At 30.7% G+C, this 14641-nt stretch carries 16 protein-coding genes and 1 tRNA gene; 12 read left to right on the forward strand and 5 right to left on the reverse strand.

The annotated features are described in order from the left end of the window. Positions 1–301: 301 nt before the first annotated feature. The 3 genes from MBBWO_RS02405 (at position 302) to MBBWO_RS02415 (ending at position 3943) form a co-directional block, all read left to right on the forward strand. On the forward strand, positions 302–2128 hold the full coding sequence (locus MBBWO_RS02405; protein WP_116669300.1) for a threonine--tRNA ligase: 1827 nt from the start codon (positions 302–304) through the stop codon (positions 2126–2128). Between the two features lie 268 nt (positions 2129–2396). Then, a complete protein-coding gene (locus tag MBBWO_RS02410; protein ID WP_116669301.1) occupies positions 2397–3623 on the forward strand; it encodes a bifunctional 5,6,7,8-tetrahydromethanopterin hydro-lyase/3-hexulose-6-phosphate synthase in 1227 nt (408 codons plus the stop codon). A gap of 41 nt (positions 3624–3664) precedes the next feature. Continuing rightward, complete coding sequence (locus tag MBBWO_RS02415) at positions 3665–3943, forward strand: zinc ribbon domain-containing protein (protein WP_116669302.1); 279 nt, start codon at positions 3665–3667, stop codon at positions 3941–3943. Here the strand turns inward: MBBWO_RS02415 and MBBWO_RS02420 are convergent. Next, on the reverse strand, positions 3940–4677 hold the full coding sequence (locus MBBWO_RS02420; protein WP_116669303.1) for a hypothetical protein: 738 nt from the start codon (positions 4675–4677) through the stop codon (positions 3940–3942). The two genes, MBBWO_RS02415 and MBBWO_RS02420, sit on opposite strands and share 4 nt — an antisense overlap. 117 nt (positions 4678–4794) lie before the next feature. Here MBBWO_RS02420 and MBBWO_RS02425 point away from each other — a divergent pair, with 117 nt between their 5' ends. The 5 genes from MBBWO_RS02425 (at position 4795) to hisB (ending at position 8637) form a co-directional block, all read left to right on the forward strand. Then, entirely contained in the window at positions 4795–5379 is a 585-nt protein-coding gene (locus tag MBBWO_RS02425; RefSeq protein WP_116669304.1) for a flavodoxin family protein, read from the forward strand. Positions 5380–5487: 108 nt separating this feature from the next. Next, the gene (locus tag MBBWO_RS02430) at positions 5488–7047 is read left to right on the forward strand and encodes a flippase (protein WP_116669305.1); all 1560 of its coding nucleotides are present in this window, start codon (positions 5488–5490) and stop codon (positions 7045–7047) included. Between the two features lie 73 nt (positions 7048–7120). Beyond that, on the forward strand, positions 7121–7813 hold the full coding sequence (locus tag MBBWO_RS02435; protein ID WP_116669306.1) for a winged helix-turn-helix domain-containing protein: 693 nt from the start codon (positions 7121–7123) through the stop codon (positions 7811–7813). A 15-nt stretch (positions 7814–7828) separates the two neighbouring features. Continuing rightward, complete coding sequence (locus MBBWO_RS02440; RefSeq protein WP_243408457.1) at positions 7829–8038, forward strand: 4Fe-4S binding protein; 210 nt, start codon at positions 7829–7831, stop codon at positions 8036–8038. 20 nt (positions 8039–8058) lie between these two features. Beyond that, positions 8059–8637 carry an imidazoleglycerol-phosphate dehydratase HisB gene (hisB, locus tag MBBWO_RS02445; protein ID WP_116669308.1) on the forward strand — a complete coding sequence of 193 codons (579 nt, stop codon included), beginning with the start codon at positions 8059–8061 and terminating at the stop codon, positions 8635–8637. Between the two features lie 64 nt (positions 8638–8701). Here hisB and MBBWO_RS02450 read toward each other — a convergent pair whose 3' ends face one another. Beyond that, a complete protein-coding gene (locus MBBWO_RS02450; protein ID WP_116669309.1) occupies positions 8702–9529 on the reverse strand; it encodes a F420-dependent methylenetetrahydromethanopterin dehydrogenase in 828 nt (275 codons plus the stop codon). Between the two features lie 304 nt (positions 9530–9833). Continuing rightward, positions 9834–9905: transfer RNA gene (locus MBBWO_RS02455), tRNA-Val, on the reverse strand. 284 nt (positions 9906–10189) lie between these two features. Here MBBWO_RS02455 and ilvE point away from each other — a divergent pair. Continuing rightward, positions 10190–11113 (forward strand): branched-chain-amino-acid transaminase, encoded by a 924-nt coding sequence (gene ilvE / locus MBBWO_RS02460; protein ID WP_116669310.1) that lies wholly within the window; start codon positions 10190–10192, stop codon positions 11111–11113. 11 nt (positions 11114–11124) lie between these two features. Next, the gene (locus MBBWO_RS02465) at positions 11125–11958 is read left to right on the forward strand and encodes an undecaprenyl-diphosphate phosphatase (RefSeq protein ID WP_116669311.1); all 834 of its coding nucleotides are present in this window, start codon (positions 11125–11127) and stop codon (positions 11956–11958) included. A 59-nt stretch (positions 11959–12017) separates the two neighbouring features. Here MBBWO_RS02465 and cobT read toward each other — a convergent pair whose 3' ends face one another. Next, the gene (gene cobT, locus MBBWO_RS02470; RefSeq protein WP_116669312.1) at positions 12018–13079 is read right to left on the reverse strand and encodes a nicotinate mononucleotide-dependent phosphoribosyltransferase CobT; all 1062 of its coding nucleotides are present in this window, start codon (positions 13077–13079) and stop codon (positions 12018–12020) included. Further along, entirely contained in the window at positions 13080–13580 is a 501-nt protein-coding gene (locus tag MBBWO_RS02475) for a hypothetical protein (protein ID WP_116669313.1), read from the reverse strand. A gap of 140 nt (positions 13581–13720) precedes the next feature. Between MBBWO_RS02475 and MBBWO_RS02480 the strand changes: the two genes are divergently transcribed. Continuing rightward, positions 13721–14299: a zinc ribbon domain-containing protein gene (locus MBBWO_RS02480; protein ID WP_116669314.1), complete on the forward strand. Its 579-nt coding sequence runs from the start codon at positions 13721–13723 to the stop codon at positions 14297–14299. A gap of 82 nt (positions 14300–14381) precedes the next feature. Continuing rightward, the gene (locus MBBWO_RS08245) at positions 14382–14507 is read left to right on the forward strand and encodes a hypothetical protein (protein ID WP_279303186.1); all 126 of its coding nucleotides are present in this window, start codon (positions 14382–14384) and stop codon (positions 14505–14507) included. Positions 14508–14641: the final 134 nt, after the last annotated feature.

Raw genomic sequence — 14641 nt, forward strand, 5'->3', positions numbered from 1 at the left:
AACAGGGTTACTGATGAGAATGGTGTTGCTCATTTGAATATTAATTTGATTCCTGGTGAGTATATTATCACTTCAGTTTATGGAAATGCAACAGCATCCAACAAAATCACAGTAAAACAACCATAAAAATAAAATAAAAATTTATTAATTCCCTTATCAAATAAGGGAATTTTTCTTTTTCTTTTTTTGTCTGTTAATCAGCACTGAATTTTTCCACTTGTTCTTTTTAAGTTAAAATTTTATATAATATAATCCACATAAATTAATTTAATATTTATTTTTTAAGTACTGGTGATTATAAATGAGAATTTTAATTATTCATTCTGATTATTTAAATTATAATGTAAAAAATAAAACTCCAGTAGCTGAAGAAATTGAAGAAGCTAAAAAACAAGGAGCTTTTGATGAATCTTTAGTAGTATTTACTGCTGTTGAAAAAGAAGATGAAAAAAATCCATCTGCTATTGTTAAAAATTTAATTAAAGAAATTAAAAAAGTTAATGATCAAGTTAAAGCAGAAAATATTGTTTTATATCCTTATGCTCATTTGTCTTCTTCTTTAAGTTCTCCTAAAGTTGCTGTTCAAATTTTAAAAGATGCTGAAGAAATTATTAAAAGTGAAGGTTTAGATGTTTACAGAGTCCCATTTGGTTGGTATAAAGCATTTGAAATCTCTTGTAAAGGACATCCATTAAGTGAGCTTTCAAGAACCATTACTGCTGATGAAGAGGATGAAGAGGAAGGAGAGAAAAAACCATCATCATGGTCTGTTCTTGATGGGGACACACTTATTGATATTGATGAATTTAATTTTGATAATGATCAATTTGAGAAACTTGTTAAATATGAACTTGGTGAAGGAGCTTCTGATGAAGGGGAACCGCCTCATGTCAAATTAATGAGAGAAAAAGAGTTATGTGATTACGAAATTGCATCTGATGTTGGAAACCTTAAATGGTATCCTAAAGGACGTTTAGTTCGTGATTTACTCGCTGATTATGTTTATAATTTAGTAGTTGATCAAGGAGCAATGCCTATTGAAACACCAATTTTCTATGATTTAGATAATGATGCAATTAATGTTCATGCTGCTAAATTTGGTGAAAGACAATACAGAACTGCCACTAAAAAGAATTTAATGCTTAGATTTGCATGTTGTTTCGGTGCATTCAGAGTAATGGCAGATACTTTCTGTACTTGGAAAAACTTACCTGCTAAACTTTATGAACTTTCAACTTACAGTTTCCGTTTTGAACAAAAAGGTGAAGTTGTTGGTCTTAAAAGGTTAAGGGCATTTACAATGCCGGATTTCCATAGTTTCTGTGCAGATTTAGATGCATCTTTAGAGGAGTTCTCAAAACAAACTGATATGTGTATCCAAACTGGTGTAGATTTAGGAGTAAATTATGAAGTAATCTTTAGAGCAACTCAAGAATTCTATGATAAATACAGTGAATGGATGTATTCTATTGGTGAAAAAATAGGAAAACCAGTATTACTTGAAATTTTACCAGAAAGAAAACATTACTGGGATTGTAAAATTGATTTTGCTGCAATTGATTACTTAGGAAGACCAATTGAAAACCCAACTGTTCAAATTGATGTTGAAAGTGGTGAAAGATTTGGTATCACTTATTTAGGTGAAGATGGTGAGGAACATAATCCTGTTATTCTCCACTGTAGTCCTACTGGAAGTATTGAAAGGGTTATCTGCAGTTTACTTGAAAAAACTGCTATTGAATTAAATGAAAAAGCTCCAATGTTGCCTGTTTGGTTAAGTCCTATTGAAGCAAGAGTTATCACCGTTGGTGAACCTCATAAAGAGTATGCTTTTGAACTTGCTGATAAAATAGCTGCTGCGGATATTCGTGTTGATGTAGATGACAGGGATGAAAGTGTAGGTAAGAAAATCAGAAGTGCAGCTAAAGAATGGATTCCATACACTTTTGTTGTTGGAGATAATGAAGTAGAATCTGGTAATTTAAATGTCACTATTCGTGAAACTGGCGAAAAAGTTGATATGACTGTTGATGAGTTAATTGACGCTATTAAAGCTAAAACTCAAGGTATGCCATTTAGAAGATTACCATTACCTAAAGACATTTCAAAAAGGATTAATTTCCAATAGGAAAATTCCTTTTCTTTTTTTTTATTTTTTTAGAAATTTATATTAAAACATATTTTTTAAGAAATAATTTTTCTATTTTCTTATACTGATTTTAAGTATTAAAATATATATTATATTAAATTCATAAACTAATAATGTATAATTAAGTATATTATCTATTAACCACTTCTTTAAAATTAAATTAGTGGATTAAAAGTATTGGCATATTGTTCTAAATATGGCTAGTTAGATAATTTATTAAATACTTTTTTAAAATGGAGGAACTTTAATGTACAATATAGGTGAAGCTCTCATTGGAGATGGAGATGAATTAGCACATGTTGATTTAATTATTGGTGATAAAGAAGGACCTGCTGGACAAGCTTTTGCAAATGGGTTATCCAATTTATCTGTTGGTCACACTCCTTTAACCACTGTAATTAGACCTAACTTAATGACCAAACCAGCTACTTTAATCATTCCTAAAGTAACTGTTGGAGATTTAGATGATGCAAATAAAATATTTGGACCTGCACAAACTGCTGTTGGTAGAGCTGTTGCAGATGCAGTAGAAGAAGGATACATTCCAAAAGACATTGTTGAAGACATTGTAATTAATGTAAGCGTATTTATTCATCCTGCTGCAAAAAATTATAGGAAAATTTACCAATACAACTATGGAGCAACTAAATTAGCTATTAGAAGAGCAATGTCTGGTTATCCATCTATTGATAAAGTACTTGCAGAAAAAGATCGTGGAACCCACCCAATCATGGGCTTCAGAGTACAAAAACTTTGGTCTCCACCTTACTTACAAGTTGCACTTGACTTAGATAATTTAGATGCTATGGAAAAAATCATTAATGATCTTCCAGATAAAGAAAGAGTCCTTATTGAAGCAGGAACTCCTCTTGTTAAAAAATTCGGTGTTGGAGTTGTCTCTAAAATCAGAGAATTACGTCCAAGTGCATTTATCATTGCAGACTTAAAAACTTTAGATGTTGGTAGGGTAGAAATAAAAATGGCTGCTGATGAAACTGCTGATGCTGTTGCTATTTCTGGACTTGGAACTATTGAGTCAATTAAAAAAGCTATTCATGAAACCCAAAAACAAGGTATCTACTCTATCCTTGATATGATGAATGTAGATGACTTTGCTGAAAAATTATCTGAACTTCCTGAAGATTTAAAACCAGATATAGTATTATTACACAGAAATGTTGACTTAGAAACCTACAAAGCAGAAAAAGGTGAAGATACAAGCAACATGACTGAATGGGGTAATATTAAAGAAATCAAAAAACTCATTGATGGTGGTTTAGTTGCAGTAGCTGGAGGAATCACTCCTGACAAAGTTGAAGAAGCTACTGAAAAAGGTGCAGATATTATTATTGCAGGTAGATACATTATCGGTTCTAGAGATGTAAGAAGGGCTGCAGAAGACTTCTTAGCTCACTTCCCTCAAGATCCTGACAGTATGAGACTTGCACTTGATGAAGATGAACAAGTAAACTAAGTTCATCCTTCTTTTTTCTTTTTTTTATAGGAGATTATAATATGGGATTTTGTAATTCTTGCGGTAGACCAATTGTAAAAAAAGATTATGGAACAAATGAAGATGGAAGTCCTAATCCTGATTATTGTATTGACTGTTTTCAGGATGGAGAATTTACAGAACCAGATATTACTCTTAATGAAATGATAATAAGAAAATCAAAAGAAATGATGGCTAAAAATCCTAGACTAGCTGAAACAGAAGCTACAGGGATTACAACTATGTTTTTACCTGGTTTAAAAAGGTGGCATGTTGAAGAAGATTATTCTAAGTTTGATTAATCTGATTTCAATAAATATTCTTTGAATTTTCTATTTATTAAATTATTACGTTTTTTATATGAGTTGATTTTAACTAATTCATCAACCATATCATTGTATTTATCAATTAGGTTGTTATATTCCTCTTTTAGTTTTAAGTACTCTTTGGAGGTTTTTTCTTTTTCTTCTTCTAATATGTTGTAACTCTCTTTCAATTCTTCAATGTCTGATTTAAGAGAATCATTACTTTCTTTTAATTTGTTATTGGAATCAATGAGGTCTTGATTTTCATTAATTAAATTTTCATTTTCCATTCCATATTTATCTTTAATTTCGGTTACTTTACTTAACCTTTCATTAAAAATAGATTCCTGGTTTTTTAATTGGCTGCTAACTATTTCTTTTTCATTAATGAGCTCTTCATAGCTGTTTTTAAGTTCATTATAATTATTTGTTAAAGTAATGTAAGTTTCATTATCCTCTAAATTGGTATCTTTTTCCTTAAGTGCGGATAATTCTTCCTTAAGTAAGTAATTTCCAAATTCAAGAGAGGATATGATTTCTTCAATATCTTCAAGTTCTGATTTTTCACTTTGAGGAATTATAAGAACTTCTTCACCATTTTCATAAATATCTTCTTGTTTTGGAATGGTAATTTGGATTTGTTCGGTTTTATATTTCCGTTTTTCACCACTTTTAAGAGTTCGTGTATATTCTCTTGAATATTTTTTTACTGTTCCTTTTCCAAATTTCATAGTTAGCCTCTAATAGAAGTTTATTTTATTTAATATAAAATTCTTTCCAATAACATTTATTATTTTAAAGGGATTATAAATTTATATTAAGTATTTTATCTTTTTTGGAGGGATTTAATGAAAATTTATGGGATTTCTGCAAGTCCAAGACATTTAACCACTGAATATGCTCTTAATAAGGCTTTGGATTTATTAAATGATGAAGGTTTTGAAACAAAATTATTTTCAGCTAGTGGAAAGCAAATAACTCCTTGCATGCATTGTGATTATTGTATGGAAAATAAGAAATGTGTTATTCAAGATGATATGACTTCTGTTTATGATGATTTGCTTGATGCTGATGGAATTATTCTTGCAAGTTCTGTTCAAAGTGGTGGTATCAGCAGTAATCTAGCAGCTATTATGGATCGTACAAGAGCTCTTGAAGCAGTTGATTATAATATTTTAAGAGGCAAGATTGGTATGAGTATAGCTGTTGGTGGAGATAGAACAGGGGGACAAGATGTTGTCCATCTTAAGAATATCATTTACTTCATGATACATGGAATTATTCCAGTGAGTGGAGGCCCATTTGGCTCAAATTTGGGGGCTTCCTTTTGGTCAAATGATTCTATTGAAGAAATCGAAAAAGATGAATATGGCTATCAATCTTTAACAAGAACAGTTAATGAATTTTGCAATTTTTTAAAAAAATATAGGTAATTTACATTTGATTTACTATATGTAATAAAATTTTAACAGTTGATAAAAAATTTATATAGTAATTTTTAGTTATAATATATTAATTTAAAATTTTATGGCTGGTTGTTCATGGCAAATAAATTAGTTCGTGGTAGTTTTATAATATTTTTGGGTAATATTATCTTTCGTTTAGGAGGGTATGTGTACCGTTTCTTAATGGCATCCTTACTTGGACCATCAATGTATGGTGTTCTAGGATTGACTTTGCCATTTCAGGGAATCTTTCAAACTTTATCTGCAGGGGGTCTTCCACCAGCTATTGCAAAATATGTTGCTGAGTATAATGCCACTAACCAGTCAGATATGGCCAGACAGACCATTTATACAGCTTTAAAAATAATGATTTTCTTAGGGCTATTTTTTGGTTTTATCATGGTTTTCTTTGCAGCTCCATGGTTAGCAGAAGTATATCTTCAAAAACCGATAGCTACAGTTCCTCTTCAAATTGTAGGGCTTATTACTCCATTCAGTGTAATTGTAGGTGCATTTAGAGGTGCTTTTCAGGGAGTATATAAAATGGAGTATATTCTGTATACTCGTGCTATAGAACAGTTAGGTATGATTCTATTTGCAACTGCATTTGTCTTAATGGGATTCCAGGCTATTGGTGCACTTTGGGGTACTGTTTTAGGATTTGCAACATCTGTTGTAATGGCTGTTTATCTCTTTAAAAATCATATGGGTAAATTATTGCCTCCAGCTAGTGAAGGATTTGAATTTTCCTTGAAAAGTGAATTAAAACTTGCAGCTATTCTTTTAAAATTTGCTGTACCTGTTATTATAACTGCTGTTGCAGAAATGCTTATTTATAATGTCTGTACTTTAGTTATGGGTAGATTTTTAACAACATCTGATGTTGGTATATTTGCAGCAGCTGATCCAATAGCTAGATTGCCTTTAATTATTTCTACCTCTATTGCGACTACTATCTTGCCTGCTGCTTCAGAGGCTTTTGCAATGCACAGCAGAACTACACTTTCAAAATATGTGTTACTGTCTTATAGGTTCTCTTTGCTTTTTGTTGTTCCAATGTGTGTATTTATTGCATTTTTCTCAGGAACTGTTTTGGAGATATTATATTTCACTAATCCAGCTTACAGCGCAGGAGCTATTGCTTTATCTATTTTAGCTATTGGAATGACTTTTTATTCATTATTCTCAATTTCAACAAGTATCGTTCAGGGAATTGGTAATCCTAGAATTCCGATGTATATTCTAGTTGCGGGTACTATTCTTAACTTATTCCTTAACTGGTATTTCGTGCCTATAATGGGAATTGAAGGTGGGGCATTGGCTACAACTGTTGCTTGTTTTGCAATGATGATTCCAATTATGATTTTAGTATTTAAATTAACAGAAACTAAAGCTCCTATGGGTTCTATTTTAAAGATATTTGTAGCTTCATTTATCATGGCTGTTGTTACCTTTTTCATTCCTCAAAATCCATTAGGTTTAGTTTTAGGAATTATTGTTTGTCCGATTGTTTATTTATTCTTCTTATCTCTTTTAAAATTCTTTTCAAAAGATGATATTGACCATTTCAGAGGATATTCTGCTAAATTCGGTCCATTGTCTTCTCTTTTCAATAAACTTTTAAATGTAATTGAAAGAATTGAATTTAGAAAATAATTGATTAAAAGACTATTTAAATAATAAAAACATATTTTTTATTATTGTCTTTTGGCAATGAGGGGGAAGTTTAATGACTGATGTAAAGGCAGATGTTGAATATAAAATTAATTTTAATGATAATGCTTTTTTATTAGATCATAAAAAATTCAAATTATTAGAAGGTATACTTAATACTGGTTCAATTACAGATGCATCAAAACTTATTGATGTTTCATATAGGACTGCTTTGAATTATATTAATAAAATTGAAACAGCTCTTAATGTTAGTATTGTTAGCACATCTAAAGGAGGTAAAGGTGGTGGTGGGGGAGCCATTTTAACTCCTGAAGGTCGTTCTATATTAAAAGAATGTAAGAAAATTAATGCCATTATGCAGTTACATCGGGATGTTAATGAAATTGAAACTGTTGTTTCAGACATTGATGAAGATAAGGGAGTAATGGAATTAACTAAAAATGATTTATCAATTAAAATTCCTTTAGATAGAAGTTACGCTCTTGGAGATAATATATTGGCTTTAATCAGCTATGATAATATCTTTATAATGCTTGAACCTAGTACATCCAGTATTAGAAATATTATTGATGGAAAAATTGTTGAAATGAAACTGGATGGGGAAGTTATTAAAGTTAGAATTGATGTAGGTGGAGTAGAATTATATTCTTTCATCACTTTGTCTGCTGAAAAAGATTTAAATCTTACTATTGGTAAAACTGTTTACATTGGTTTTAAAGCTATGTCCGTTGCAACATTAAAGTTGTAGATTTGTTATATTGGGGTGATTTTCATTTTACAAATTGAAATTGATGAAGATAAGTGTATAGCTTGTGGAAATTGTTATGATATCTGTCCAAAAGCTGCAAAAATATGGAAAATTGGGAAAGTTGCAAAAATATTAGATTTACGTTATTGTCATGTTTGTACATTATGTGCAATGGAATGTCCTGTAGATTGCATTAAAATTATTCGTGAACCTCCTAAATATTAAAGAAAAGTAATGGTGATATGATGGAAAGGGTTTCAAATATTTCAAGAAACACATCAGAAACAGAGATTAATATTAAAATGAATTTAGATGGTAGTGGAAAGTACAATATTTCAACTGGAGTTAATTTTTTTAATCATATGTTGGAATCCTTTTCAAAACATAGCTTCATTGACTTAGATATTGATGCTAAAGGGGATATTGAGATAGATGATCATCATACTATTGAAGATATTGGCATAGTTCTTGGTGAAGCATTTAATGAAGCTATTGGAGATAAAAAAGGTATAAAAAGAATGGCACATGCAATTATACCTATGGATGAATCTGTTGCAACTGTAGCTATTGATATTAGTGGACGCAGCTATTGTAATATGGATTTGGAATTTAAAAATGATAAAATAGGCGATATGACTTCAGATATTGTCATTCACTTTTTCGAATCCTTTGCAAGCTCTGCAAAAATAAATATTTATGGAACTGTAGAAGGATTTAATGATCATCATAAAGCTGAAGCATTATTCAAAGCATTTGCTAAAGCATTAAAAGAAGCTTGTAAAATAGAACATAATCAGATTCTTAGTACAAAAGGAGTCTTATAAATCTACTTTTTTTTATTTATTAATTTTATTTTAAAAAAAGAAAAATAAAGTAGCAGTTAGCTACTTATTGTGGTTTTTCTAATAATACAGATTTGCTTCCAGTACTACCGTCACCCATGTGTGGAGTTCTGGTTACAGTATCATTAGATTTTTCAATATCTCTTGCTTCAACAGCTAATTTTGCAGCTGCAGCTGCCATTTCGTGTGCTGCTGCGACAATAGGAATGTATTGATTGTGGTCTTTTAACATGAAACATCCTTTTAAGTCTAAATCTGCAACAGCTGCTGCCATTTCGTATGCTGCAATTGCTTTTGCTTTTGCATATGGGTTTGCGAAGTTTGCTGCGTCTACTGCTTTTTCTGCGGTAATAATGAGTTTTGGTAATTCAATGTCACCAGCTTCACAGGATGCAATTACTTCGTCAATAGTGTTTTGTACTAATCTGTAAGCACCGGTAGCTGCTAATACTTTGATAATGTCAGAGTTGAAGCATGCCATTTCAGTTGGGTCTAATAATTCTCTTCTAGCACCAATCATTGGGTCTGCTTTAACAATGATGTAACCTAAACCTTGTTCATCCATTTCATCTTTTTTACCTGCACCTGGAGCATCACCAATGATGATAGCTGGAACATCCATTTCAGATAAAAGTTCTCTTGCTTTTGCTGGACCTGGAGCACCTGGGTTTGGGCTTATGAATATACAAAAGTCAGGATCAAAGTCTTTAATTTTAGGAACAACTTCTTCTGTTTGTTCAGGGTTCATTTTAGCACCAGAACCTACTATTCTTACATCAATATTAGGTCTGTCTGCTCTTTCATCTAAAAGTAAATCTAATACTGGTGAGGTACCAATATTTCCACTCTTTATAATTCCTATTTTTACTACCATTTTTAATCACTTCTCAATATATTTTAAAAATTTATTGATATTATTAATTCTAGTTCATAGGGCTTATTAATCTTTTGATTTAATTCTAATGGAAAATTGGTATTTTTGTCAAAAAAGCAAATATTATAAATTTTATAGGATTTAAAGATAATAAATGAACTACTGTTTAAATTTAATATAAAATATTTGTTTATTTGTTGAAAATTTTAAGAAATATTTGTAAAATAAGTTCTTTTGAAATTAAATAAGTTTGTTAAAAATAGTAGTATTGAATTAAGAAATAATTAAAAAAAGTAATAAGTAGTGGTTCCGACGAGATTTGAACTCGTGATCCCCTCGTTGTAAGCGAGGTATCATACCCCTAGACCACGGAACCAACAGACAACATTATTTAAGATTGATGTAATATATAAATCTTTCGCTTTTTGATATCTTTTTTAAGTAAATATTATTAAAGATGATTTTTTATATTTATTATTTGCTTTTTATATTAAAATTAATAGTTGGTCAAGATTTTATTAAACATCGTTTAATTTATTCTTTATTTTCTTAGAATTTTGCATTTTTATTTTAAAAGCATTTATCTACCTTGAACTGAAATATATAAATAAATCAAAAGTTAATTATTATATTGAAATAAATTTTGACGAAGTGATATTAATGGCTTGGGATGATTCAGCTAGTAAAATATGGATGGACGGTGAATTGGTAAACTGGGAAGATGCTAAAATCCATTCTCTTTCACACGTAGTCCATTATGGAACAAGTGTTTTTGAAGGTATTCGTGCATATCATAATGATAATGGTACTTGTGTTTTCCGTCTTGAGGAACATGTACAACGTTTATTTGATTCTGCAAAAATGTACAAAATTGACATGCCGTATACTCAAGAAGAAATATCTGAAGCAATTTTAGAAACAGTAAGAGTTAATGAGTTAGATTCATGTTACATTCGCCCAGTTGTTTTCAGAGGTTACGGGGAATTAGGTGTAAGTCCTTTTGGTTGTCCTGTTAACACTGTAATAGCTGCTTGGGATTGGGGAGCTTACTTAGGTGAAGAAGGAATGGAAAAAGGTGTAAATGTAGGTGTTTCATCCTGGAGAAAACCTGCTCCTGATACATTACCAACCATGGCTAAATGTGGAGCTAATTATATGAACTCTCAATTAGCTAAAATGGAAGCTATTGAACATGGATATGATGAAGCAATTATGTTAGATTATTTAGGTTATGTTGCTGAAGGTAGTGGTGAAAATATATTCATAGTAGAAGATGGTGTTTTACGCACTCCTGTTTTATCTTCATCTATTCTTAGAGGAATTACTAGGGATTCTATTATAACCTTAGCTAAAGATCTAGGTTATGAAGTAGTTGAAGAATCTTTAACTAGGGAAAGATTATATTTCGCTGATGAAGTATTTTTCACTGGAACTGCTGCTGAAGTCACTCCAATTCGTTCTGTTGATGGTAAAGTTATAGGCGCAGGAAAAAGAGGTCCTGTTGCTGAAGAATTACAAAAAACTTTCTTTGATATTGCAGAAGCTAGAAAAGAAGATAAATTTAATTGGTTAACTTATATTTAAGGTGGTAATTTATGGATATTTTACAAGGGATAATAATTGGTGTTGTTCAGGGTTTAACTGAATTTCTACCAATTAGTAGTTCTGCACACTTAATTTTTATTCATAATATTTTGGGCGTTGGAAGTTCTCTTGCTTTTGATACATTCCTTCATATGGGTTCTTTGATTGCAGTTTTGTTCTTCTTCCGTAAAGATGTTTATGAAATGATAAGGGCATGGATTTTAAGTGTTGGAGACATTGCTCAAGGAAGATTTGTAGAAGGATTTAAGAAAGATCCATATAAGAGATTAGCTTGGTATGTTATTTTAGGTACAATTCCTGTTGGTATTGTTGGAATCTTATTTGAAAGTCAAGTTGAAGCATTATTTGCAGGTGCACTTTATGTTCCAGCATTTTTCTTATTTGTAACTGGTACAATTCTTTACTTATCTCAAAGAATGAACAGTGGTAAAGTTGATTTCAATAATATGGGTGCTAAAGAATCTTTATTTATGGGATTAGGTCAAGCATGTGCTATCATGCCAGGTTTATCACGTTCAGGTACTACAATAGCTGCTGGTCTTACAATCGGTTTAAATAAAGAATTTGCTGCTAAATTCAGTTTCATATTATCTATTCCAGCTATTTTAGGAGCAACTGTTGTTCAATTAGGTGACATTGGATCAGCTTTAGATGCAAATCTCTGGCCTGTTGCATTTGGATTTATTGCTGCAGCTGTTTCAGGTTATATAGCTATTAAATGGGTACTTGACCTTATTCAAAATAAGAGTTTGGATATTTTTGCATATTACTGTTGGGCTATAGGTATTATCATATTTATGGGTTCAATTACTAATTTATTCTAAAAATATCCTTTTTTTAACTTTTTTTATAAAATTTTTAAATAGGAAAAATAATTATTTTCCTATTCACATGCTTTTTCTATATGTTTTCTTAAGTTTTCAACAGAGCTACCACGAATTAATGCTGTAAACATCATTCCTCCAGCTCCTGCACCTTCTTTTACATGTCCTTCAACATAATTTTTAAGACCTGCATATTCTGCATCTTCAAATCTTGGATCAACTGAATGGACAGTAATATTTTCATCAACTGCTTTTGCTAGGGCAAGTAAATCTGCTGTTTCATCTTCAACTACATAGACAGTTGTAGCTATATTTATTCTTGAAAAATCAAAATTAGGGTCTATTGATTTGATAGCTGCACAAACAGCCACCATTTGAGTTCCACCTGCTAAAATAATTGGAATATCTGTACTTAAAACTAAACCTGCAACCGCAGCTATAATTGGGTCTCCAACTGCAGCTATTGCTTGAAATGCATCAACATCTTTTCCAGGTTTAATTCCTGCTTTTTCAAGTCCTTCATCAACAGCTGCTGTTTTTAAATCATGAGGATTTGTTGGCATACATCCACTTACTTTTCCATCTGCATCATATCCTAGAGCTTTTAAGACACCTAATGCTGTTGTTGTTCCTGCAGCTATACTTTCACCGATTACTAAGTAATCATGCATTCTAGTTAATTTTAATCCAAGTTCTCTTGCATTTTCAAATATTTCCAATGGATTTTTAATAGCTTGGCCAGTTCTTACATCTCTTCCATAGTCATCAGTTAAGTTCATGCATTGGATTTCAGGTTTTATTTTAGATCCTGCATTTACAATCACAAATGGGATATCTGCTACTTCAATAGCTGCTTTTGTAAGGACTGCGGGTGTTGGTGTGGTTACACCATCAACTACAGTTTGTGCAATTCCATCCATACAACGAACTTCTCCTAAAACCATTAATTCAACATCTGCTGCAGGTGTGTATTCAGTTAATTCTGGTGTAGCTCCTGCACCGGATATTCCTGGAATTCTTGAAGTTTCAGTTGTTCCAATAGTACATATGAATACTGGTTCTTTGTTTTTGATTTCATTTAATAAGTCTTCTGAACCATAAGTGGTTATTCCATCTATCATTTAGTTTTCACCTAATTTTTTTAATTCTTCAATAATTATTTTATTTTGATTGATAATTTTCTCATTTTGCAATATGATTTTATTTAGTAATTCTCTATCAGTTAATTCTTCCTGTGGTTTTTTAGGTTTTCCTTTTGGAGGTATTTTAATATTCATTTTTGAAAATTCTTTAGTTAAAAAACCACTTGGTGCATTGTATTCTTTTGGTCTTGATGGAACTTTTGTAGCTCCTTCAACATTTTTAATGGTTTCTGCATAATTAGAATCAGTTTTAATTTTACTATTTTCTTCTAATAGCTCCATTAATCTTGTATCAACTTCTTTTCCATGAAGTTTTTCCTGTTCCACTTCTAACCTTAAACGTTTCTGAATATTGTAACCTTTGTAAAGAGGTATTTTCCTTGCTTCAAGTTCATTTTTAAATTCTTCGCAAAGGTGGATATCTCCTGTTAATTCATTAACTCTTTTCTCTTCAGGAGTTTTATTACTATAAAATCCCATATCAATCACTGTATTTAATTATGGTTTTATCTATAAATATTATATTAGTTTTTCATGGATAAACCAGTTCTTAATATTTGTGTAGATATTAAATATTAGTTGTGTATAAAAATAATGATATAACTGTTGGAGAAATATGGATGAATGAAGGTATTATTGGCCTAATAGAATCAAAAATAACCTATGAAAATAAACTAATTTTTGGTATTTTTATTCTTATTGTTGGCTTTTTGGTTTGGGGTTATTCTGTCACTAATTTTGGTGAACGCTGGGAGATAAGTCCGGTGATTATTTTTATCATGGCTATTCCATCAATTTTATTAATCATTCCTAATGAAAGCATTAAAAATAGTAAAGTGCTGGCTATTCTTTTAGGATTAGTGATGCTCGCTTTTATTGGTAGTGGTTTTTATGGACTTTTAACTCTTGAAGAATTTTCTAGAGGCGAAGCCGCTTTTGATGCATTACGTTTTTTCATTTTAGGATTCGATGAAAATGCTTTATATGAAATGATATTTGAACAGGGTCTTGAGCATTATCTCCTGGTAATATTTTATCCATTGTTGAATTTGATATGTTGCTTTATGATGTATATTGAAACACCAAAAACAGAAAATAGTGATGTTGTTCCAGATGGAGGAAGATACTGCTCAAACTGTGGAGCTTATGTAGTTGAGGATTCAAACTTCTGTGATGAATGTGGTCAAGAACTTGAATAATTTTTCTTTTTTCATTATAAAGCATGTTAATTGTTAGGAATTATAACCAATTATTTTATCTATTATTGGTATTCTTCTTAAAATGGAAATCACACAATATAGGATAATTAATATTCCTAATGAGATTATTAGTATTGCAAGTACTGTTTCAGTTCCAGTTAGTGTTAAGTTTGCCACATATGGAGGTAATATTAATAGAAATATGTAATGGCCTAAATAGATACCCCATGTTGTTTTTGAAATGGATTCAAATAATTTAACAAAATATTTGTTAAATATGATTTTTTTATATTGGAAAGTATTCCTGTTAGTTTAGAGCTATTTAAATATTTTATTAATAGA

Origin of the sequence: Methanobrevibacter woesei (genome assembly GCF_003111605.1) — an archaeon.
GTDB lineage: Archaea > Methanobacteriota > Methanobacteria > Methanobacteriales > Methanobacteriaceae > Methanocatella > Methanocatella woesei.